General features: G+C 71.2%; 18 protein-coding genes and 2 pseudogenes. 13 read left to right on the top strand and 7 right to left on the bottom strand.

Translation table 11 applies throughout. The features are described 5' to 3' along the window. Window positions 1-54: 54 nt before the first annotated feature. Both OG289_RS38860 and OG289_RS38865 read right to left on the bottom strand, forming a co-directional pair. Complete coding sequence (locus OG289_RS38860; RefSeq protein ID WP_327318696.1) at window positions 55-2,883, bottom strand: helix-turn-helix transcriptional regulator; 2,829 nt, start codon at window positions 2,881-2,883, stop codon at window positions 55-57. 222 nt (window positions 2,884-3,105) lie between these two features. Beyond that, on the bottom strand, window positions 3,106-3,966 hold the full coding sequence (locus OG289_RS38865; protein WP_327318697.1) for a response regulator transcription factor: 861 nt from the start codon (window positions 3,964-3,966) through the stop codon (window positions 3,106-3,108). A gap of 191 nt (window positions 3,967-4,157) precedes the next feature. Here OG289_RS38865 and OG289_RS38870 point away from each other — a divergent pair, with 191 nt between their 5' ends. Continuing rightward, window positions 4,158-5,828, top strand: coding sequence for an AMP-binding protein (locus OG289_RS38870; RefSeq protein WP_327318698.1), 1,671 nt, complete (start codon window positions 4,158-4,160; stop codon window positions 5,826-5,828). Between the two features lie 413 nt (window positions 5,829-6,241). Here the strand turns inward: OG289_RS38870 and OG289_RS38875 are convergent, their stop codons facing one another. Then, the gene (locus OG289_RS38875; protein ID WP_327318699.1) at window positions 6,242-6,994 is read right to left on the bottom strand and encodes a hypothetical protein; all 753 of its coding nucleotides are present in this window, start codon (window positions 6,992-6,994) and stop codon (window positions 6,242-6,244) included. 189 nt (window positions 6,995-7,183) lie between these two features. Here OG289_RS38875 and gcl point away from each other — a divergent pair, with 189 nt between their 5' ends. Continuing rightward, window positions 7,184-8,968 carry a glyoxylate carboligase gene (gene gcl / locus OG289_RS38880; protein ID WP_327318700.1) on the top strand — a complete coding sequence of 595 codons (1,785 nt, stop codon included), beginning with the start codon at window positions 7,184-7,186 and terminating at the stop codon, window positions 8,966-8,968. Between the two features lie 331 nt (window positions 8,969-9,299). Here gcl and OG289_RS38885 read toward each other — a convergent pair whose 3' ends face one another. After that, a complete protein-coding gene (locus OG289_RS38885) occupies window positions 9,300-9,878 on the bottom strand; it encodes a TetR/AcrR family transcriptional regulator (RefSeq protein ID WP_327318701.1) in 579 nt (192 codons plus the stop codon). Between the two features lie 89 nt (window positions 9,879-9,967). On the opposite strand from OG289_RS38885, the gene OG289_RS38890 reads away from it, so the two are divergent. The 5 genes and pseudogenes from OG289_RS38890 (at window position 9,968) to OG289_RS38910 (ending at window position 12,392) form a co-directional block, all read left to right on the top strand. Further along, a complete protein-coding gene (locus tag OG289_RS38890) occupies window positions 9,968-10,414 on the top strand; it encodes a DUF1772 domain-containing protein (RefSeq protein ID WP_327318702.1) in 447 nt (148 codons plus the stop codon). A gap of 257 nt (window positions 10,415-10,671) precedes the next feature. Next, on the top strand, window positions 10,672-11,058 hold the full coding sequence (locus tag OG289_RS38895) for a VOC family protein (protein ID WP_327318703.1): 387 nt from the start codon (window positions 10,672-10,674) through the stop codon (window positions 11,056-11,058). Between the two features lie 64 nt (window positions 11,059-11,122). Continuing rightward, a pseudogene (locus OG289_RS38900) lies at window positions 11,123-11,416 on the top strand (transposase); the annotation flags it as partial. Next, a pseudogene (locus tag OG289_RS38905) lies at window positions 11,416-11,628 on the top strand (anthrone oxygenase family protein); the annotation flags it as partial. The pseudogenes OG289_RS38900 and OG289_RS38905, both read left to right, overlap by 1 nt. 338 nt (window positions 11,629-11,966) lie before the next feature. Continuing rightward, the gene (locus OG289_RS38910) at window positions 11,967-12,392 is read left to right on the top strand and encodes a DUF4267 domain-containing protein (protein WP_327318704.1); all 426 of its coding nucleotides are present in this window, start codon (window positions 11,967-11,969) and stop codon (window positions 12,390-12,392) included. Window positions 12,393-12,645: 253 nt separating this feature from the next. Here OG289_RS38910 and OG289_RS38915 read toward each other — a convergent pair whose 3' ends face one another. The 3 genes from OG289_RS38915 to OG289_RS38925 all read right to left on the bottom strand — a co-directional run bounded on the left by OG289_RS38915 (window position 12,646) and on the right by OG289_RS38925 (window position 15,217). Beyond that, window positions 12,646-12,882, bottom strand: a complete 237-nt coding sequence (locus OG289_RS38915; RefSeq protein ID WP_327318705.1) for a hypothetical protein — start codon at window positions 12,880-12,882, stop codon at window positions 12,646-12,648. Between the two features lie 548 nt (window positions 12,883-13,430). Further along, window positions 13,431-14,372, bottom strand: a complete 942-nt coding sequence (locus OG289_RS38920) for a 2-hydroxy-3-oxopropionate reductase (RefSeq protein WP_327318706.1) — start codon at window positions 14,370-14,372, stop codon at window positions 13,431-13,433. Window positions 14,373-14,395: 23 nt separating this feature from the next. Continuing rightward, window positions 14,396-15,217, bottom strand: coding sequence for a TIM barrel protein (locus OG289_RS38925; protein ID WP_327318707.1), 822 nt, complete (start codon window positions 15,215-15,217; stop codon window positions 14,396-14,398). Window positions 15,218-15,634: 417 nt separating this feature from the next. On the opposite strand from OG289_RS38925, the gene OG289_RS38930 reads away from it, so the two are divergent. The 6 genes from OG289_RS38930 to OG289_RS38955 all read left to right on the top strand — a co-directional run bounded on the left by OG289_RS38930 (window position 15,635) and on the right by OG289_RS38955 (window position 19,686). Then, complete coding sequence (locus OG289_RS38930) at window positions 15,635-15,883, top strand: hypothetical protein (RefSeq protein WP_319344684.1); 249 nt, start codon at window positions 15,635-15,637, stop codon at window positions 15,881-15,883. A 50-nt stretch (window positions 15,884-15,933) separates the two neighbouring features. Next, the gene (locus tag OG289_RS38935) at window positions 15,934-16,245 is read left to right on the top strand and encodes a helix-turn-helix domain-containing protein (protein WP_327320942.1); all 312 of its coding nucleotides are present in this window, start codon (window positions 15,934-15,936) and stop codon (window positions 16,243-16,245) included. Between the two features lie 154 nt (window positions 16,246-16,399). Continuing rightward, on the top strand, window positions 16,400-16,909 hold the full coding sequence (gene uraD, locus OG289_RS38940; protein WP_327318708.1) for a 2-oxo-4-hydroxy-4-carboxy-5-ureidoimidazoline decarboxylase: 510 nt from the start codon (window positions 16,400-16,402) through the stop codon (window positions 16,907-16,909). Window positions 16,910-16,917: 8 nt separating this feature from the next. Then, window positions 16,918-17,343 (top strand): hydroxyisourate hydrolase, encoded by a 426-nt coding sequence (gene uraH / locus OG289_RS38945; RefSeq protein ID WP_327318709.1) that lies wholly within the window; start codon window positions 16,918-16,920, stop codon window positions 17,341-17,343. Between the two features lie 4 nt (window positions 17,344-17,347). Then, window positions 17,348-18,247 carry a factor-independent urate hydroxylase gene (pucL, locus tag OG289_RS38950; RefSeq protein ID WP_327318710.1) on the top strand — a complete coding sequence of 300 codons (900 nt, stop codon included), beginning with the start codon at window positions 17,348-17,350 and terminating at the stop codon, window positions 18,245-18,247. A 65-nt stretch (window positions 18,248-18,312) separates the two neighbouring features. Further along, the gene (locus OG289_RS38955) at window positions 18,313-19,686 is read left to right on the top strand and encodes an 8-oxoguanine deaminase (RefSeq protein ID WP_327318711.1); all 1,374 of its coding nucleotides are present in this window, start codon (window positions 18,313-18,315) and stop codon (window positions 19,684-19,686) included. Window positions 19,687-19,689: the final 3 nt, after the last annotated feature.

Consider the following 19,689-nt stretch of genomic DNA (forward strand, 5'->3'; position numbering starts at 1 on the left):
GAGAAAGCCACTACGGATAGGTAGCCCCTGAGGGGCAGTCAACCCGCGGATTCCTCACTTCGCGTGACGCCCTGCCGCCAGTCGGACGATGTCCACCCGCGAGCGGATCCCCAGCTTGCGGTAGACCCGGGTCAGGGTCGCCTCGACCGTCTTGACGCTGATGAACAGACGCGCGGCGATCTCCCGGTTGGTCGCGCCCTCCATGACGAGCGCCGCGACCTGACGCTCCATCGAGGCCAGGCCTTCGAGGGCGTCGGACGCGGGCGCCTTATGGGCGACGGCGACCGGCTGCGCCTGCCCCTCCGTCGCGGCCGCGTCCACCTGACGCAGCCAGGGCAGCGCCCGGCACCGCCGGAACAGCCGCGCCGCCTCGTCGTACGACGTCGGCCCCGGACCCGCCCCCGGCCGCAGGGTGCGCAGCCGGGCCAGCGCGAACGCCGCCCGCGCCTCCTCCAGGCCGTACCCCAGCTTGGCGAGCCGGTCCTGAACGGACGTCAGCCGGGACAACGCCGCCTCGTGGTCGCCGAGCGCCGCCCGCACCATCGCCTCCGACCGGTCCAGCACGGCCAGGACGCTCTCCCGGCCCAGCCGGAGCGCGTGCTCGCGCGTGACGTCGATGACGTCCTGCGCCTCGCCCGGCTCGCCGACCTGCACCAGCGCCTCGGCGAGGTCGCCCTGCCAGCGGCCCCGCGCCGGGTCGGTGATGCCCAGGCCCTGCTCCAGCTCCCGCACCCGGCGCAGCGAGCCGACCGCGCCCGCCGCGTCCCCGGCCACCAACTGGGCGTGGCCGAGGGCGGCCAGGGCGCGGGAGACGTACATCTGGTCGCCGTCCTCCTCGGCGTGCTCCGCCGCCTCCCGGGCCAGCGCCAGCGCCCGGTCGACGTCACCGCCGGAGGCCTCGGCGAGGGAGGCGAGCATCGCGGAGGCGCCCAGACCGATGCCCGAGTCGCGGGCCAGCCTGAGGCTCTCGCGGGCCAGGTCGAGGGCGCGTCCGCAGTGCCCCGAGCGCAGTTCCGTCTCGGCGAGGAAGCGCTGGAAGTGCACCTCGCTCTCGACCATGCCGCGCCGGCGCACCTCGCGCAGCAGCGCGGTGATGGTCGACCGGGCCTCGGGCAGCTGGTCGCTCATCAGCAGCCAGCGGAACCGGGCCGCGCCGACGCCGTTGTGATGGCAGGCCACGTACGGGTCCTGAGGCTCCTTCAGGGCACGCTTGATGGTCGCGGGGGCGTTCGGATGGCCCATCAGGGTCTCGGTGGACGACTGGAAGGACAGCGCCATCAGCTCGGTGCGCCGGTCGCCGCCGCGCGCGGCCAGCTCCGCCGTGTGCGCGGCCTCCTGCCGGGCCTCGGAGAAGTCGCCCTCGACGATCAGCTTGCGCCAGGCCAGCCGGTAGTGGACCAGGGCGAGCAGCCGCGGGTCGTCACCGGCGTCGGCGAGGGCCTGCGGGAAGACGGCGTCGACCTCGCCGAGGGACTGTCCGGCGGCCTCGATCACCACTTCCCAGGCCCGGATCCGCTCGGCAGGCACGGTCGCCCGGGTCAGCACCTCGCGCGCGATGTCCCGGGCGAGGTCCACCTCACCGGCGGTGATCGCGTCCTCGGCGGCCTGGAGTCTGCGGTCGTCCGGGGCGGGGGCTCCGTCCGGCGGGGTGTGGCGGGCGGCGAGCAGCCCGAGCGAGGCGGCGACCGAGGGCGCGCCGCGGTCGCGGGCCAGCGCCGCGGCCTCGGCGAGCCGGGCGGCCACCTCCGGGTCGGTGCCGGTGGTGGCCAGAGCGAGGTTGCGGGCGCGCTCGATCGGGTCGGAGGCGGCGGTGGACAGCGCGGCGTGCGCGGCCCGGCGCTCCTGCGCGGGCGCCTCCGCGTACAGCGCGGCCGAGATCAGCGGATGCGCGAACCTTACGGCCGGACCTTCGGGCTCCGTCCCCAGCAGCCCGAGGGCCGCGGCCTGCGCGGTCTCGGCCTCGGCGTTCTCCCGGCCGGCCGCGTGCAGCAGGGCCAGCGTGGGGCGGGCGCCGGCGCTGGCCACGAGCAGGGTGCGGCGGGCCTCGTCGGAGAGCATGTCGAGGCGGCTGAGCACCAGGGCACGCAGCGAGGTCGGCACCGGCAGGGGCTCGCCGGGACGCGGCGGCGTCGGATTCTCGCCGAGGGCACGGCCCAGTTCCAGGGCGAACAGGGGATTGCCGCCGCTGGTGCGGTGGATCTCCCGCATCGTCGAGCGGGGCAGGTCGGGGTAGCCGCGGTGGTCGAGCAGCGTGGAGACCTGGGCGCGGGAGAGGGGGTTGAGGCGGACGGCGAGGGTGTCGGGCGGGGACGCGCGTAGATGACGGTCGTACTCCTGGCCCTCCGTCCGCACCGCGCACAGCAACTGGACGGGGGTGTCGCCGAGACGGCGGGCGGCGAAGCCGAGGAGTTCGGCGCTGGCCGAGTCCAGCCACTGCAGGTCGTCGGCGACGAGCAGGACGGGCCCTGCGGCGGCGAGGGCGCGCAGGGCGGACAGCACGGCCAGGCGCAGGGCGAGGCCGTCGCGTTGCAGGGTCGATTCGCCGCGGCCGGTGAGCGCCGACTCCAGGGCGGTGCGCTGGGCGGCGGGCAACTTGTCCGAGATCTCGTCGAGGACCAGGCCGAAGAGGTCGGCCAGGGCCAGGAAGGGGAGGTGGGATTCGGACTCGGTCGCCGAGCAGCGCAGGACGGTGCGTGCCGCCTCGCCGTAATCCGCGGTCAATGCCCGCAGCACGGTCGACTTTCCTATTCCGGCGGGGCCGTGCAGCAGCACACTGCCGCCGCGGGTCAGCTGCTCACGGGCGGCCGTGAACAGCTCCTCCCTGCCGATGACCAGGTCGGGGCGGCATCTGGCAGGCTCCTTGAAGTCCCGTCGCACGGTCACCGCTCCCCTCCGAGTGTCGTGTCCGGGCCAAATTCTAGGCACCGTCTCTTTGAAATTCGGAGACACGGCGTGGTGAGGGATATAACAACGTGACGCATGGGGAAATTCATGGCGGCGGCGAGTGAATGGTCTCTTGTCGTGAGGGACCTCCCTGGCTTGATGTGATCGGTGCTTCCCGGCATCCTGCACGGTCCGCGCTACAGGCGTGTTGCGCGCCCCTCGCTACGGCAGCAGACCCGCCCTGCGGGCCAGGGCCACCGCCTCTCCCCGCGTGCGCGCGCCCAGCCTGCGCATCGCCGACCTGAGATAGCCCTTGACCGTCTCCGGGCGCAGTCCCAGCCGCTCGGCGGCCGCCGCGTTCGTCGCCCCCGCCGCCACACACGCCAGCACATCCAGTTCACGCGGAGCCAGGACGACCCGCTGGGCCGCCGACTCCTTCGGCGTCCCCGAGGCCAGCAGCCCGCAGGCGTCGAGGAGCTCGGCGCGCAGGGCCGGGTCGGCGATCCGGGGGGCCAGAGCGCGCAGGGCGGCGTGCGCCTCGCGCACCTGCTCCCAGTCGGCCTGCGCGCCCGCGCCCGCGCCCGGTGCTCCGCTCGTGACGCCCGGCCGGGCCGCCGACAACAGGTCGCGCGCCTCGTCCCCGAGCACCAGGGACTGCTCCACGTCCCGCGCCACCTGCACGGCCGCGGTCAGCGTGCGGTCGCCCAGCGGCTGCGCCGTGCGCAGGGCGCCGTAGAGCACCCCGCGCACCCGGCGCCGTACGACCACCGGGATCGCCAGCACCGAACGCAGGCCCTCCTCGGCGACGGCCGCGTCGTACTCGTGGCTGATCTGCCGGGAGAGGGAGTAGTCGGTCACGGCGCACGGGCGGGCCAGCGCGACGGCCTTGCCGCCCAGGCCGTTGCCCGAGGTCACCGCCAGTCGGCGCAGCGCGAGACCGGCCGCGCCGCTGAACTCGCTGATCCGCATCCGCTGCCGCCCCGGCTCCACCAGGCCGCCGAAGGCGACCGGCAGTCCCGTCGTGCGCCGTAGCTGTGCCAGCGCGCCGCGCATCTCCACCGTTCCGGCCGCGTCTGCTGCCACGTTCTCGCCCTTTCCGTGCGGCCTGGTAGCGCACACCCCCGTTCGGGGGTAGTGAGACCTGCACCACGGATTACACGATGACAGAGAGCCGCCCGGCAATGGTCCGGCACCACGGGAGTGAACCGCAGGGCGCACCGGCTGAGCGCGCCCCGGCGGTGAACGACCGACCCGGCAAGGAGGACAGAGGACAGATGACGACGGTGACGGGGCGTTTCCGCAGAGCCCGCGACTTCCTGCTGGAACACCGCGAGGACTACACAACCGCCTACGAGAGTTTCGAGTGGCCCCGCCCCGAGAACTTCAACTGGGCCCTCGACTGGTTCGACGCCATCGCCGACGGCAACGACCGCACCGCCCTGCACATCGTGGAAGAGGACGGTTCCGAAACGCGTCTCACCTTCGCCGAACTGTCGGAGCGCTCCGACCGGATCGCGAACTGGCTGCGCGGACGCGGGGTCGGCGCCGAGGACCGGATCCTCGTCATGCTCGGCAACCAGGCCGAATTGTGGGAGACCGCGCTGGCCGCGATGAAACTGCGCGCCGTCGTCATCCCGGCCACCCCGCTGCTCGGCCCCGCCGACCTGACCGACCGTGTCGAGCGCGGCCGGGTCCGGCACGTCCTCGTCCGGTCCGAGGACACCGCCAAGTTCGACGAGGTCCCCGGCGACTACACACGCATCGCGGTCGGCGGCGCCCCCGAGGGCTGGCAGTCGTACGAGGACGCCTACGCCGCACCGGCCGGCTTCACCCCCGACGGCCCCACCCTCGCCGACGACCCGCTGATGCTGTACTTCACCTCCGGCACGACCGCCCGTCCCAAGCTGGTGGAGCACACCCACACGTCGTATCCGATCGGGCATCTCGCCACGATGTACTGGATCGGGCTCAAGCCCGGCGACGTGCACCTCAACATCTCCTCGCCCGGCTGGGCCAAGCACGCCTGGTCCAACCTCTTCGCTCCGTGGAACGCCGAAGCAACCGTCTTCATCCACAACTACACCCGCTTCGACCCGGCCCGGCTGATGGCGGAGATGGACCGGGCGGGGGTGACGACCTTCTGCGCCCCGCCCACCGTCTGGCGCATGCTCATCCAGTCCGACCTCACCCAACTGCGCACCCCGCCCCGGGAGGCCGTGGCCGCGGGCGAGCCCCTCAACCCCGAGGTCATCGAACAGGTGCGCCGCGCCTGGGGCGTCACCATCAGGGACGGCTTCGGGCAGACCGAGACGGCCGTGCAGATCGCCAACAGCCCCGGACAGGAACTGAAGACCGGCTCGATGGGCCGCCCGAGCCCCGGCTACCGGGTGGAGCTCCTCGACCCGGTGTCCGGCGCGCCCGGCGCGCAGGAGGGCGAGATCGCGCTCGACCTGTCCGCGCGGCCGGTCGGCCTGATGACCGGTTACCACGGCGACGCCGACCGTACGGCGGAGGCGATGGCCGGCGGCTACTACCGCACCGGCGACATCGGCAGCCGGGACGAGAACGGTTACCTCACCTACGTCGGGCGGGCCGACGACGTCTTCAAGGCCTCCGACTACAAGATCAGCCCCTTCGAGCTGGAGAGCGCGCTGCTGGAACACGAGGCGGTCGCCGAGGCGGCCGTCGTTCCCGCCCCGGACGAACTGCGCCTCGCCGTGCCCAAGGCGTACGTCGTCCTCGCCGAGGGCTGGGAGCCGGGCCCCGACACCGCCAAGGTGCTGTTCGAGCACTCCCGCCAGGTCCTCGCCCCCTACAAGCGGGTCCGCCGCCTGGAGTTCGCGCCGCTGCCCAAGACCGTCAGCGGCAAGATCCGCCGGATCGAGCTGCGCGAGGCGACGGCGGGGGGCTCGACGGCGGAGTACCGCGAGGAGGACTTCCGGTGAACGGGTCGACGCCCACGCACGGAGCGGACGCGTCGCTCACGCATGGGTAGGGTGCGTCGCTCACGCACGGGGAGGGCCCCTCGTCCTCGCGGGGGACAGATGCCTCGTCCTCGTCGGCGTCGGGCGCCCCGTACGCGCCGGCGCCGGGTGTCTCGTACGCGCACGGGACACGCGCGACCGCGCTCCTCGGGGACACGATCGGGGCCAACCTGGACCGGGCGGCGGACCGCCGGCCGGACCGCGAGGCGCTGGTCGACGTGCCGTCCGGGCGGCGCTGGACGTGCTGTGCGCACGTACTGTGAGGGCCGGCCGGCGCACTACAGGATCCCGAGCAGGCTCCAGATCCTGGAGGCCTTCCCGATGACCGTCTCCGGGAAGGTGCGCAAGATCGAACTGCGTGAGAAGTGCGGGCGTCAGCGGTTATCGCCTCGGGCGCCGAGGGCGTCGGCGATCGCGTTGACCGGCTGCGGGGTACCCGTGAGGTCCAGGACGAAGAGGGGGACGCACAGCTGGTCGGCGCGGGCGCGGGCGTCGTCGGCGTATCCGGCGAGCGAGAAGTAGACGCAGTCCGCGGACTCCGTCGTGGCCGTCAGCCACAGACACTCCACGTCCCGCAGCGAGGCCGGGCGCACGCTCGGGTCCACCTGGGCCAGGAGCCCGCGGGCGGCGAGGCCGATGCCGGAGGTGGGCTGCTGGTCGGCCCGCCGGATGTCCCGGTGTCCGAGCCAGTTCAGGTACAGGGCGGCGGCCGTGACCGCGTCGAGTGCGGTACGGATGGCGACGGGCCGGAACGCGGGCCGTCGCGGTGTGGGCACGGGCGTCGGCATGGCTGCGGGCGTCGGTGCCGGTGTCGACGACTGGGGCGGTGGTGACGGCGCGGCTGTCCCGGGCTCAGGCTCGGCGGGCGGGGTGGCCACCGGTATCCGTAGCACCGTTCCGCATGCGCAGCCCAGTTCCGGGCGGGGCCACTGGTCCCGGCGGCCGCAGGCGGGGCACCGCAGGGCGACCCACTCGTCGTCCCACGTCCGGTGCGCGACGGCCGTCGGCGCCGTCCGCCGGTCGAGCACCGGTGTGACGGGGGCACCGCACGCGCACGGGTAGGAGGGCGCGGTGTAGAGGCGCTCGCGCCGACAGGCCGGGCAGCGCACCGGCACGCTCTCGGGCATGGCCCCCATCGTCCTCCTTCGGCCCCCGCTTGTCCGTCTCTTGACGACCTTCGCGCACCCACTCACATTGCTTCCAGATAGTAGAAAATCTTTTCCGCGATACGGAAACGATGGTGCTCACCGCGGGGCGCGACGGGAGAGCGAATCCGACAGCCGAACCAGCTGAAGCAGGCGAAGCAGGAGTACTCCATGGCTCGTATGACCGCTGCCCGCGCGGCAGTCGAGATCCTCAAGCGCGAGGGCGTCACCAGCGCGTTCGGTGTCCCCGGCGCGGCGATCAACCCCTTCTACGCGGCACTGAGGGCCTCCGGCGGCATCAACCACACCCTCGCCCGTCATGTCGAGGGCGCCTCGCACATGGCCGAGGGCTTCACCCGCACCCGCCCGGGCAACATCGGCGTCTGCGTCGGCACCTCCGGCCCGGCCGGCACCGACATGATCACCGGGCTGTACTCCGCCCTCGGCGACTCGATCCCGATCCTGTGCATCACGGGCCAGGCCCCGACCGCCGTGATCCACAAGGAGGACTTCCAGGCCGTCGACATCGCCTCCATCGCGGGGCCGGTGACCAAGATGGCGGTCACCGTCCTGGAAGCGGCGCAGGTCCCCGGCGTCTTCCAGCAGGCCTTCCACCTCATGCGCTCCGGTCGGCCGGGCCCGGTCCTGATCGACCTGCCGGTCGACGTCCAGCAGACGGAGATCGAGTTCGACCCGGACACGTACGAGCCGCTGCCCGTCCACCGGCCGGCCGCGACGCGCGCGCAGATCGAGAAGGCGATCCGGATGCTGAACGCCTCCGAGCGGCCGCTGATCGTCGCGGGTGGCGGTGTCATCACGGCCGACGCCACCGAACTCCTCGTGGAATTCGCAGAGTTGACGGGTTCTCCGGTCGTCCCGACCCTGATGGGCTGGGGCGCGATCCCCGACGACCACGAGCTGAACGCGGGCATGGTCGGCCTGCAGACCTCGCACCGCTACGGCAACGCGACCTTCCTGGAGTCCGACTTCGTCCTCGGTATCGGCAACCGCTGGGCCAACCGCCACACCGGCCGCGTCGACGTCTACACCAAGGGCCGGACCTTCGTCCACGTCGACGTCGAGCCCACCCAGATCGGCAGGATCTTCGCCCCGGACTACGGGATCGCCTCCGACGCGAAGGCGGCTCTGCGGCTCTTCGTCGCGGTGGCAAGGGAGTTGAAGGCGGCGGGCACGCTCCCCGACCGCTCCGCCTGGGCGGCCGCCGCGCAGGAGAAGAAGGCGACCCTCCAGCGCCGTACGCACTTCGACGACATCCCGATCAAGCCGCAGCGCGTCTACGAGGAGATGAACAAGGCCTTCGGCCCGGAAACCCGTTACGTCACCACCATCGGCCTCTCGCAGATCGCAGGTGCCCAGATGCTTCACGTCTACCGGCCCCGGCACTGGATCAACTGCGGCCAGGCGGGTCCCCTCGGCTGGACGATCCCGGCGGCACTCGGCGTGGCGAAGGCCGACCCGGAGGCGCAGGTCGTCGCCCTCTCAGGGGACTACGACTTCCAGTTCACGATCGAGGAGCTGGCGGTCGGCGCGCAGCACAAGATCCCGTACGTCCATGTCCTCGTCAACAACTCCTACCTGGGGCTGATCCGCCAGGCGCAGCGGGCGTTCGACATCGACTTCCAGGTCAATCTGGAATTCGAGAACATCAACTCGCCCGAGCTGGGCGTCTACGGCGTCGACCATGTGAAGGTCGCCGAGGGCCTCGGCTGCAAGGCGATCCGGGTGACGGACCCCGCCGAGCTGGGCGCCGCCTTCGAGCAGGCCAAGAAGCTCGCCGCGGAGTTCCAGGTGCCGGTCGTCGTGGAGGCGATCCTTGAGCGCGTCACCAACATCGCGATGAGCGTCACCAACGACATCGGCAACGTCGTGGAGTTCGAGGAACTCGCCACCGAGCCGGGGCACGCGCCGACGTCGATCAGGACGCTGAAGGTCTGACGCGCCTCGTTGTCGAGAGGGGCGGCCCGTCGGAGGGGAGAGGCCGCCCTTTTCCGCATGCGTTTCCCGTGTCCGTACGCGCCTTCACCTGGTTCTTGCGAGGAGGCCCCGGCGTTCACGCCAGGGAGGAATCGCATCCGGGTGTCGCGACGCGGAGCGTCGCCGCATCCGGTTCAGGGCGCGGAGCGCCCGTACCGCACCCTGGCGGGCCTGAGCTTGAACGAGCCGGTCGAGGAGCATCTCAAAGGGACGCGAGTGACCGGAAGCGTTGCCGCGGGCAGGCAGCGGCGGGGCCCGAGGGCCCCGGCTGCGTGCCCGCCGGGATGGTGTGTCAGACCATGGCGAGCCGGTCCACCAGCAGCTCCACCCTCGGCTCGATGTACTCCGGCGGCAGCCGTCCCGCCCGGGTCAGGGTCGCCAGGCCGTGCAGGGACGCCCAGAACACCTCGGTGAACAGCCCCGGGTCGACGCCGTCCCCGGCGACCTCGCCCAGGCTCTCCAGCAGCGCGGCGAAGGCGTCCTTGAGAGGTTCCGGGGTGTCCTCCTGCGCGTACGCGAGACCGCCGTCGAGCTGGAAGATGGCGTCGTAGACCGCCGGGTTGCGTGCGGCGAAGTCGAGGTAGGCGCGCGCGAGGGCGGCGACCCGCTCGCGCGGGCCGTCCGCGGCGGCGGTCGCGGCCCGCACCGCCGCGGCCAGCTCGGCGGCGCCCTCGAGGGCGACGGCGCCGATGATCTCCCGTTTGCCGCGGAAGTGACTGTAGAGGACGGGCTGGCTGTACTCGATGCGCTCGGCGAGCCGGCGGGTGGTGACCGCGTCCCAGCCCTGCTGCTCGGCGAGTTCACGGGCTGTCGCCACGATGAGGCGCTCACGCTCCGCCCGTTCGCGCTGCTTGCGTTCCTGTACCGACATGATTCGATCCTAGCATCGCTAGACAACGGAGCGGCAGCAGTACTAGCGTTGCCTCATCACCTAGCAACACTAGATCCCAGGGGGGCATCATGTTCAACGCACTCGAGGTCGTCACCACCGTGATCGTCGGTGTGATGGTGGGGGTGGAGTTCTCCGTCGCCTTCGTCATGAACCCGATCCTCAACGCACTCCCCGAGGACAGCGGCCAACTCGGCCATGCCCACGGGGGCCGGATGCTCGGCGCCGTGATGCCGGTCTGGTACATCGGCTCGCTCGTCCTCGTCGTGGTCCGGGCCATCGCCGGATGGCACCACCACGGCACCGGCCTCGTCGTCACCGCCGGCGCGCTGCTGATGCTCAGCGTGGTCATGTCGATCCTGCTGCTCGTTCCGATCAACAACCTGAACAAGACGTGGACCCCTGACAACCGGCCCGCCGACTGGAAGCAGCAGTTGCACCGCTGGGAGCGCTTCCACTACGTCCGCGTCGCCGTCATCATCGCCGCCTTCGCCCTGCTGGTCGCCGCCCTCACCTGAGCCCGCGGGCTCACCCACCCGGTCGTCAGCCGCAACCGCTCGGCCGTCCGCCCGAAGTGCGGCACCGCCACCTCCATCTGCATCCAGGACGCGGACACCAACAGCCTCGAACTCCGCTGGTATCCCCAGGACGCGGGCGCCGGCGACACCCACTGACCGATGGCGAGAGCAAGTGCCGAGAACGGCCAAGCTGCAGAGTCTGGACCCGAATACGCCGACCCCACCATGCGTAGCCCCGTCCCTGAGGAGGAGTCACTATGACCGTGGAACTGAATCACACCATCGTCCCCGCCCGTGACCCGCAAGCCTCGGCGCAGTTCCTGGCCGAAATCCTCGGTCTGAGTGTCGATCCGCCGGTGGCGCACTTCACGCCGGTCACGCTGGCCAACCAGGTCAGCCTGGACTACGACCAGCTGGACGACTTCGAGCCACACCACTACGCGTTCATGCTCGGCGAGCAGGAGTTCGACGCCGCCCTCGCTCGCATCCAGCACGGCGGAATCACCCACTACGGCGATCCCGCATGCCAAGAAATTGGGCAGATCTATCACAGCAAGCACACCGAAGGCCGCAGGGGCACCTACTTCCGCGACCCCGACGGACATCTCATGGAACTCCTCACCCCGGGCGGCACCGGGTCGTGAGACCGATGGCGGCTCAGCGGATCATGGCTTCGCTGGTGGCGGGATCGCGTTCGTGGTCGCGACCGACGCGGCGATGTGCGCGGACGGTCCGGTGACGTCACCGGTCGACCTGACGCTGCTGCCCGAACACCGGCGGCGGCACGGCGGGCCGTACGGCGATCTCGACCGGGGCTGCATCGACGTCGACCGGCTGCGTGTGCTGCTGGCCGGGCTGCCACTGCCGCGCTCTCCGGACGGCCGGCTGGTCCTGTCCGTCGACATGTCACTGTGGCTGCGCTCGGACGCGCCGTGCTCGGCAGAGCGGCTCTTTCGTCACGTCCACGGGCGCAACGGGCGCTCCAGCGACCAGTTCATCCCGGCCTCGTCGTCACCGCCGGCGCGCTGCTGATCCTCAGCGTGGTCATGTCGATCCTGCTGCCGGTCCCGATCAACAACCGGAGCAGGACGTCGACCCCTGACAAGCGGCCCGCCGACTGGAAGCAGCAGACGAACCGCCGGGACCGCTTCCACTACGTCCGCGTCGCCGTCATCATCGCCGCCTTCGCCCAGCCGGTTGCCCCCCTCGCCTGATACCAAAGCCGCCCCGACACGCACTGGTTCGCCCCGTTATGTCGATGGCTTTCGCTCCGTCGGGTGAGCCCGACAGGGCTTCGGATCACTGACCCCGCGGGCCGACGCCGCGCCGGTGGCGCACAATCCCCACTCCCCGGGCGGCAGTTGGCCACCGAATACCGACATCCGGGAATGCAGCTGCCGCTCAGATCCCACAACTGCGATCCCGACAACTGCGATCCCGACAAACTGCGCCCCTCGATCAGCCGCGTCCGCGCGGCCTGATCAGGCCCCACGCGACTCAGCAAGCTCCACGAAGCTCACCAGGCTGACGAAGACTCGCAAGGAGAAGAACAATGTCGCTGAAGAAGATCAACACCTTCCTGGCCGCCGCCTTCATCCTCTTCATCCTCTGGTTCGGGGTGGATTTCATCCTGAGCCCGGAGACGACGGCACCGGGCTTCGGCCTGCCGAGCTGGCCGTCCGGCGACGGCGACGGCTTCCTGATCATCAAGGGAATCCGCGACGTCGTCTTGGCCCTGGTCCTGGGCATCCTGCTGGTGACGGGCCACCGCCGGGCGCTGGGCTGGGCGCTGCTGGTGGAGGCCCTCGCCGCGTACGGCGACATGTCCACCGTGCTGGCCCACCACGGCTCCGTGGCCACCGCGCTCGGCGTCCACGGCCTGACCGCGACACTGATGGTGGTCAACGGCCTGCTGATAATGCGCGAGACCCGCAAGGTCGCGGCCGCTCCGGCAACGCCCGCCCCGCAGCCCGCCTGACGCCACCTTGGCGCGTGTCGGTATTCGCCTGTCAGCGCCTGCCGGGAAGGGCGAGGCGCACGATCTTCTTCCAGTGGGCGGCGGCCTGGTCGGCTCCAGCCGGACCGGCGTACCACCGCTCATGTCATCACCCCAGTGGCGGAGCCCGCCGCCCCCGTGTCGGCGGGCCCCGCGTGACGACAATGTGCCCTGCCCCGGGGGCGGTTGAAGCCTGCTGAGCCAGGTTCAGAGGTTGATTTGAGGTTGGCCGCCCCTACGCCCCGTGCGGCTCCGACAGCCCCGGCCAGTCCTCGGGGCCGCCGCCCTGCCATTCGATGAGGTCGCTCGCCTCCACCTCGATTTGGTCCAGGTCGGCCAGACGCAGGATCTCGACGACGTCGTCGAGATGCGAGGCGACCCCGAGAACGGCGTCGCCCGAGGTGACCCGGCGGGATCCGTCCAGGGCCGGGGCATGGACCACGATGTGCGGGAACTGCGTCGGATTGCCCATGCCCTCAGACTCCTGCGGACGGGGCGGATCCGCACGCCGGGCGGGGAGCAGGGGCACCCGCGCGGCGCCCCCTCGTCGGTCCGGCCGACGGGGAGCGCTGGGATATGGGGTGCGGGTATGGCCGTCCGACGGCGCGAGGCTGAGCGCGAGGGGACGTTCGCGCCGCCGGACGGGGTTCGGTACGGCAGGGACCGCGGCGGGCACGACGGAACCGGGCCCGCCTTCCCTCAGATCGAGAAGGGCGGCTCGGGTCCTTCACCACCGCACTGGCTCACACGCCGCCGCGGCCCTCGCCCTGCCCGCACGCCGCCGACCGGTCACCCCTCGTCCGGGCCGTTCGGCTGGTGCGAGCCGCTTGTACGGTCGGTCCGCGCGCGCGTGGACCGCCTCCTCCACACCCTGGGCCGGGGTGAGGCGGACGCCAATGGTTCGTCGATGTTGATTCCGGGCCGCGGTGCCGCCTGGGCGCGACAGGACAGATGTCGGCGGCGCCGCGGCCCGGAAGTCCTCGCGGTGGGCTCAGACCCGGGCGAGTTCTCGCGGTGGGCTCAGACCCGGGCGCCGGAGAGCCGCTCCACGGCCCTCAGCAGGGCCGAGTGGTCCAGCCCGCCGTCGCCCTGCGCTCGCAGGCTCGCGACCAGCTGGGCGACCACCGCGCCGACGGGCAGGGCCGCGCCGACACTGCGGGCGGCGTCCGTGACGATGCCCATGTCCTTGTGGTGCAGGTCGATCCGGAAGCCCGGCTCGAAGTCGCGGGCGAGGAAGTTGTCCTTCTTGCGGGTCAGCACCGTCGAGCCGGCGAGCCCGCCGTTCAGGACGTCCAGCGCCGCCTTCAGGTCCACGCCCGACTTCTCCAGGAACACCACCGCCTCGGCGCAGGCCTGGATGTTCACGGCGACGATCAGCTGGTTGGCGGCCTTCACGGTCTGGCCGGAGCCGTGCGGACCGCACAGCACGATGGTCTTGCCGAGGGCTTCGAAGAGGGGCTTCGCCTCGTCGAAGTCGGCCTGCTCGCCGCCGACCATGATGGACAGCACGGCCTCGACGGCACCGGCCTCACCGCCCGACACGGGGGCGTCGAGCACCCGGACGCCCTTGTCCTTCGCCACCCGCGCGAGGTCGACCGAGGTCTGCGGGGTGATCGAGGACATGTCGATCAGGAGCGTGCCGGGCCGAGCGTGGGCCAGGATGCCGTCCGGGCCGTACGCGATGGCCTCGACCTGCGGGGAGGCCGGCACCATCGTGATCACGACGTCGGCGTCGCGGACCGCTTCGGCGATGGACGCCGCCGCGGTGCCGCCGGCGGCCGTGAGCCGGTCCAGCTTGTCCTGCTCCAGGGTGAAGCCGGTGACGTCGTAACCCGCCTTGATCAGGTTCTCGGACATGGGGGAGCCCATGATGCCGAGGCCGATCCAGGCGATCGCGGGGAGGTTCGGGCGGGAGGGATCTTGGCGGGTCGGGCGGGAGGGGTCTGCGAGTGCGTCGCTCATGGGGGTGCCTCTCGGTACGGGGGTCAGCGGGGCAGCCAGTCGAAGGCCTCGGTGCTCGGTCGGTCGCCCGGCTTGTACTCCAGGCCGACCCAGCCGTCGTATCCGGACTTCTTCAGCTGGTCGAGGAGCTCCTCCAGGGGCAGCGTCCCCGTGCCCGGCGCGCCGCGGCCCGGGTTGTCGGCGATCTGCACATGGCCGGTCCTCGCCGCGTACCGCTCGATCACCGACGGCAGGCCCTCGCCGTTCATCGACAGGTGGTACAGGTCCATCAGGAACCTCGCGTTGCCGAGCCCCGTCGCCTCGTTGACCTTGTCGACGATCCCGACCGCGGCCGGTGCGCTGACCAGCGGGTACAGCGGGGACTCGGACCGGTTCAGCGCCTCGATCAGCAGGATCGCGCCGATCCGGCCGGCGGCCCGGGCCGCGAGGGTCAGGTTCTCCAGCGCGAGCGCGTCCTGCTCGGCCGGGTCCACGCCGTCGACGCGGTTGCCGTACAGGGCGTTGAGCGCCGTGCAGCCCAGGGACTGCGCGAAGTCGGCGGCCACGTCGACGTTGGCGCGGAACCGCTCCGACTCCTCGCCGGGCAGGGACAGGGCGCCGCGGTCGGGACCGGGGAGCTGTCCGGCGTAGAAGTTGAGGCCCGTGAGCTGTACGCCCGCGTCCTCGATCGCCTTCTTCAGGGCGTCGAGCTCGGACCGCTCGGGGGTGGGGGAGTCGATCCAGGGCCACCACAGCTCGACCGCGGTGAAGCCGGCCGCGGCGGCTGCCGCGGGACGCTCCAGGAGCGGGAGTTCCGTGAAGAGGATCGACAGGTTGACGTTGAAGCGCTGGTCTTCGAAGCCCATGGGGTTCCGCGCTCCCTCCCGTGTCGGCTTTTTCCGTAATGCGGAAGTTATTTTCTGTCTATTGGAAGATTGCCGCTCGCTCTCCTGGCTTGTCAAGGGGGCGCGGAAACGCCGAAGCCCGACGGCACGCACGAAGAGCGCAGGCCGCCGGACTCTCGGGGCAGGGTTTCCACGGCTGCGCGCGCCCGGGAGGGAGCGCTCCGCTGCGCCGCCCGCCGTCCGCCGGGGCCGGCTCGCCGCCGCCCGTGGGGCCGCGCTGGGCGCCTGCCTGCCCGACGGCCGGGACCCGGCCCCGAGCTGCCGCTGCCTCCCCGGCTGAGGCGGAATCCCGAGTCCGGCGTGATGCTCCGCCGGGTCCGTTAAGGTCGGGGTCCGGGCGCCGACGGCCCGGTCCTGTTCAGAGAGGTGTGGGGCGCGATGCGACTGAAAGTGGAGTTCACCACCGAGCCCTTCGACCTCGACGAGGCACCCGCGCACGCGCTGGTCGCCCGCGAGGTGATCGAGGCGGCCGACCTGGACGCGGTGGACGTCGGACCGTTCGGCAACACCGCGGAGGGCGCGGCCGACGCGGTGCTCGCCGCCGTGGACGCCCTGCTGCGCAAGTCCCTCGGCGCGGGCGCCACCCGCATCTCCCTTCAGGTCAACGTCCTCGGGGAGGGCGAGTGAGTGCCGGCGAGGAGGCCTTCATCGCGGCCGTGAAGCCTCTGGTCGACGCGATGGGCGGGGAGATGCTCCCGCCGGACGAGGCCGGCGCCGACGACGTCGTCCTGGCCTGGGCGGGCGTCGAGACCGTCGCCGTACGCCTGCCTCAGCTCGCGGACTCCCTCGATCACATTCTGGCCGCCATGGAGCGCAAGAAGGGCAAGCCCCTCGCCGACCTCGACCGCAAGGCCAAGCAGGAGGTCGTACGGATACTCGAGGCGCGCGGCGCCTTCTCCGTACGGCACGGCGTGGAGACCGTGGCGAGCGCGCTCGGGGTGAGCCGCTTCACCGTCTACAACTACCTCAACCGGGAGAAGGGGGCCTGAGCGGTCCCTCGGGGGTGCGCGGGCGTCGGGAGGGGGCCACCGACTTTCGTAACCCGGAATTTTCAACAAAGTGTTGACGCGGTGTCGCGGAGGGGCGTTAGCTGAACGCAGCCCGCTCAAGCACGAAGGCCGTATCGCGGCCACGGAGGCTCCCGTGACTTCGACTTCCCCGACCCCGGGCCTGGCCCGGTTCAACGACCTCGAGGAGTCCGCGGCCCTCGCCGACCTCCACGAGGCGTGCGCCTCCACGGAGTGGGCGAACCGACTGCTCACGGCCCGCCCCTACACCACCGCCGACGACCTGTACGCCGCGAGTGACGCCGCCATGGCCGCCCTGACCGCCGCGGACCTCGCGGAGGCCATGGCCGGCCACCCCCCGATCGGCCGCCCCGCGCCCGGCGACCCGACCTCGGCCCGCGAACAGCGCGGCATGGCCGGCGCCTCCGAGGAGCTCAAGGCGGAGATGCTCGAACTGAACCTGGCCTACCAGGAGAGGTTCGGCCATGTCTTCCTGATCTGCGCCACCGGTCGCACCGGCGAGCAGATGCGGGACGCGGTCAGGGAACGGATCGGCAACACGCCGGAGCGGGAGCGGGAGATCGTCCGCACCGAACTGGGCAAGATCAACCGTATCCGGCTCGCCCGACTGGTCGAAGAGGACTGAGACCCACCATGAGCACCAGCACCACCGCCTCGGTGTCCACCCACATCCTGGACACCTCCGTCGGCCGCCCCGCCCAGGGTGTCGCCGTCCGGCTCGCGGCCCGCGGTGGCGGGTCCGCCCACTACGGGCAGGGCGGAGACTGGCAGGCGCTCGGCGGTTCCGAGACCGACGCGGACGGCCGGTGCAAGGATCTCCCGGCACTGCCGGAGGGGACCACCCACGTGCGGCTCGACTTCGCGGTCGAGGCGTACTTCGAGAATTCCGCGAACCAGAAGGCCGATACGCAGCAGGACGCCCCCGCGAATCGGGACAGCGGTGCCACAGGCGTGTTCTTCCCGGAGGTGGCGATCACCTTCGCCGTCGTGCCCGGCGAGCACTACCACGTACCGCTGCTGCTCAACCCGTTCGGCTACTCCGTATACCGAGGGAGCTAGCTACATGCCCATCCTGGGACAGAACCAGTACGGCAAGGCCGAGAACCGAGTCGTCAAGATCACGCGGGACGGCGCCACCCATCACATCAAGGACCTCAACGTGTCGGTGTCGCTGAGCGGCGACATGGACGAGGTCCACTACTCCGGCTCCAACGCCAACGTCCTGCCGACCGACACCACCAAGAACACGGTGTACGCGTTCGCCAAGGAGCACGGCATCGAGTCCGCCGAGCAGTTCGGCATCCACCTCGCCCGTCACTTCGTGACGAGTCAGGAGCCGATCAGGACGGCCCGGATCCGCATCGAGGAGTACGCCTGGGAGCGGATCGAGACCCCTGAGAGCAAGCACTCCTTCGTCCGTCAGGGACAGGAAACCCGCCTCACCCAGATCACTTTTGACGGATCGTCATGGGAGGTCGTCTCGGGGCTGAAGGACCTGGTGGTCATGAACTCCACCGACTCCGAGTTCTGGGGCTACGTCAAGGACAAGTACACGACGCTTCCCGAGGCCTACGACCGCATCCTGGCCACGCAGGTCTCCGCCCGCTGGCGCTTCAACTGGTCCGACGACGAGCAGCGGATGCCGGACTGGGAGGAGTCCTACGAGCAGACGAGGAAGCACATGCTCCAGGCCTTCGCCGAGACGTACTCGCTGTCGCTCCAGCAGACCCTGTACCAGATGGGCTCGCGGATCATCGACCACCGCGGCGAGATCGACGAGGTCCGCTTCTCGCTCCCCAACAAGCACCACTTCCTGGTGGACCTGGAGCCGTTCGGCCTGAAGAACGCCACCGCCGACGGAGCGGTCTACTTCGCCGCCGACCGCCCGTACGGCCTGATCGAGGCCACCGTCCTGCGCGACGGCGTCGAGGCGAGGATCCCGGTGGATCTCACCAACCTCTGACGCGGACACGGACAGCGCAGACGGAAGCGATTACGGAAGCGATTACGGAAAGCGAAGGACGGACAATGGCACAGCGCATCGTCATCGAGAACGCGGCGATCGCCACCGTGGACGCGCAGGACACCGAGTACGCCACCGGGTACGTCGTCATCGCCGGCAACCGCGTCGAGTCGCTCGGTGCGGGCACGGCCCCAGCGGACCTGGACGACGTCGTACGACGGATCGACGCCACCGGACACCTGATCACCCCCGGACTGGTCAACACCCACCACCACTTCTACCAGTGGATCACCCGAGGCCTGGCCACCGACCACAACCTCTTCGACTGGCTCGTCGCCCTCTACCCCACCTGGGCGCGCATCGACGAGCAGATGGTCCGCGCGGCGGCCCAGGGCTCCCTCGCGATGATGGCCCGCGGCGGCGTCACCACCGCCATGGACCACCACTACGTGTTCCCCAGGGGATCCGGCGACCTGTCCGGCGCGATCATCGGCGCCGCCCGCGACATGGGCGTCCGCTTCACCCTCGCCCGCGGCTCCATGGACCGCAGCGAGAAGGACGGCGGCCTGCCCCCGGACTTCGCCGTCGAGACCCTCGAAGGCGCCCTCGCCGCGACCGAGGAGACCGTCAAGCAGCATCACGACGCCTCCTTCGACGCGATGACCCAGGTCGCCGTCGCCCCCTGCTCACCCTTCTCCGTCTCCACCGAACTGTTGTGCCAGGGCGCCGAGTTGGCCCGCCGCCTCGGCGTGCGCCTGCACACCCACGGCTCGGAGACGGTCGAGGAGGAGAAGTTCTGCCACGAGCTGTTCGGCATGGGCCCGACCGACTACTTCGAGTCCACCGGCTGGCTCGGCGAGGACGTGTGGATGGCGCACTGCGTCCACATGAACGACTCCGACATCGACGCCTTCGCCCGGACGAAGACAGGTGTCGCCCACTGCCCGTCGTCCAACGCCCGGCTGGCGGCCGGCATCGCCCGCGTCCCCGACATGCTGGCGGCCGGCGTCCCGGTCGGCCTCGGCGTCGACGGCACGGCGTCCAACGAGTCCGGCGAACTCCACACCGAGCTGCGCAACGCCCTCCTCATCAACCGCCTCGGCGCACACCGGGAAGCCGCCCTGAACGCCCGTCAGGCACTGCGCCTGGGCACCTTCGGCGGAGCCCAAGTCCTGGGGCGGGCACGGGAGATCGGCTCACTGGAGCCGGGCAAGCTTGCCGACCTGGTGCTGTGGAGGCTGGACACCCTCGCCCACGCCTCCATCGCCGACCCGGTGACCGCCCTGGTCTTCGGGGCGGCGGCCCCGGTCACCGCCTCCTTCGTGAACGGCCGTCAGATCGTCGAGGAGGGATGCCTGTTGCACGCCGACGAGGACGCCATCGCCCGCTCCACACGTGACGAGGCACAGCGCCTGGCGCGGATCGCCGCGCAGGGCTGAGCG

Origin of the sequence: Streptomyces sp. NBC_01235, assembly GCF_035989285.1 — a bacterium.
Classification (GTDB): Bacteria; Actinomycetota; Actinomycetes; order Streptomycetales; family Streptomycetaceae; genus Streptomyces.

What these genes read in the sequence shown, in the direction of transcription:
- OG289_RS38885 (WP_327318701.1), bottom strand. Translation starts at nt 9,878, where the DNA reads ATGTCGGTACAGGAACGCAAGCAGCGCGAACGGGCGGAGCGTGAGCGC.
- OG289_RS38930 (WP_319344684.1), top strand. Translation starts at nt 15,635, where the DNA reads ATGCGACTGAAAGTGGAGTTCACCACCGAGCCCTTCGACCTCGACGAG.
- OG289_RS38915 (WP_327318705.1), bottom strand. Translation starts at nt 12,882, where the DNA reads ATGGGCAATCCGACGCAGTTCCCGCACATCGTGGTCCATGCCCCGGCC.
- OG289_RS38870 (WP_327318698.1), top strand. Translation starts at nt 4,158, where the DNA reads ATGACGACGGTGACGGGGCGTTTCCGCAGAGCCCGCGACTTCCTGCTG.
- uraH (WP_327318709.1), top strand. Translation starts at nt 16,918, where the DNA reads ATGAGCACCAGCACCACCGCCTCGGTGTCCACCCACATCCTGGACACC.
- OG289_RS38920 (WP_327318706.1), bottom strand. Translation starts at nt 14,372, where the DNA reads ATGAGCGACGCACTCGCAGACCCCTCCCGCCCGACCCGCCAAGATCCC.
- OG289_RS38895 (WP_327318703.1), top strand. Translation starts at nt 10,672, where the DNA reads ATGACCGTGGAACTGAATCACACCATCGTCCCCGCCCGTGACCCGCAA.
- OG289_RS38925 (WP_327318707.1), bottom strand. Translation starts at nt 15,217, where the DNA reads ATGGGCTTCGAAGACCAGCGCTTCAACGTCAACCTGTCGATCCTCTTC.
- OG289_RS38935 (WP_327320942.1), top strand. Translation starts at nt 15,934, where the DNA reads ATGGGCGGGGAGATGCTCCCGCCGGACGAGGCCGGCGCCGACGACGTC.
- OG289_RS38875 (WP_327318699.1), bottom strand. Translation starts at nt 6,994, where the DNA reads ATGCCCGAGAGCGTGCCGGTGCGCTGCCCGGCCTGTCGGCGCGAGCGC.
- OG289_RS38910 (WP_327318704.1), top strand. Translation starts at nt 11,967, where the DNA reads ATGTCGCTGAAGAAGATCAACACCTTCCTGGCCGCCGCCTTCATCCTC.
- pucL (WP_327318710.1), top strand. Translation starts at nt 17,348, where the DNA reads ATGCCCATCCTGGGACAGAACCAGTACGGCAAGGCCGAGAACCGAGTC.
- gcl (WP_327318700.1), top strand. Translation starts at nt 7,184, where the DNA reads ATGGCTCGTATGACCGCTGCCCGCGCGGCAGTCGAGATCCTCAAGCGC.
- OG289_RS38890 (WP_327318702.1), top strand. Translation starts at nt 9,968, where the DNA reads ATGTTCAACGCACTCGAGGTCGTCACCACCGTGATCGTCGGTGTGATG.
- OG289_RS38955 (WP_327318711.1), top strand. Translation starts at nt 18,313, where the DNA reads ATGGCACAGCGCATCGTCATCGAGAACGCGGCGATCGCCACCGTGGAC.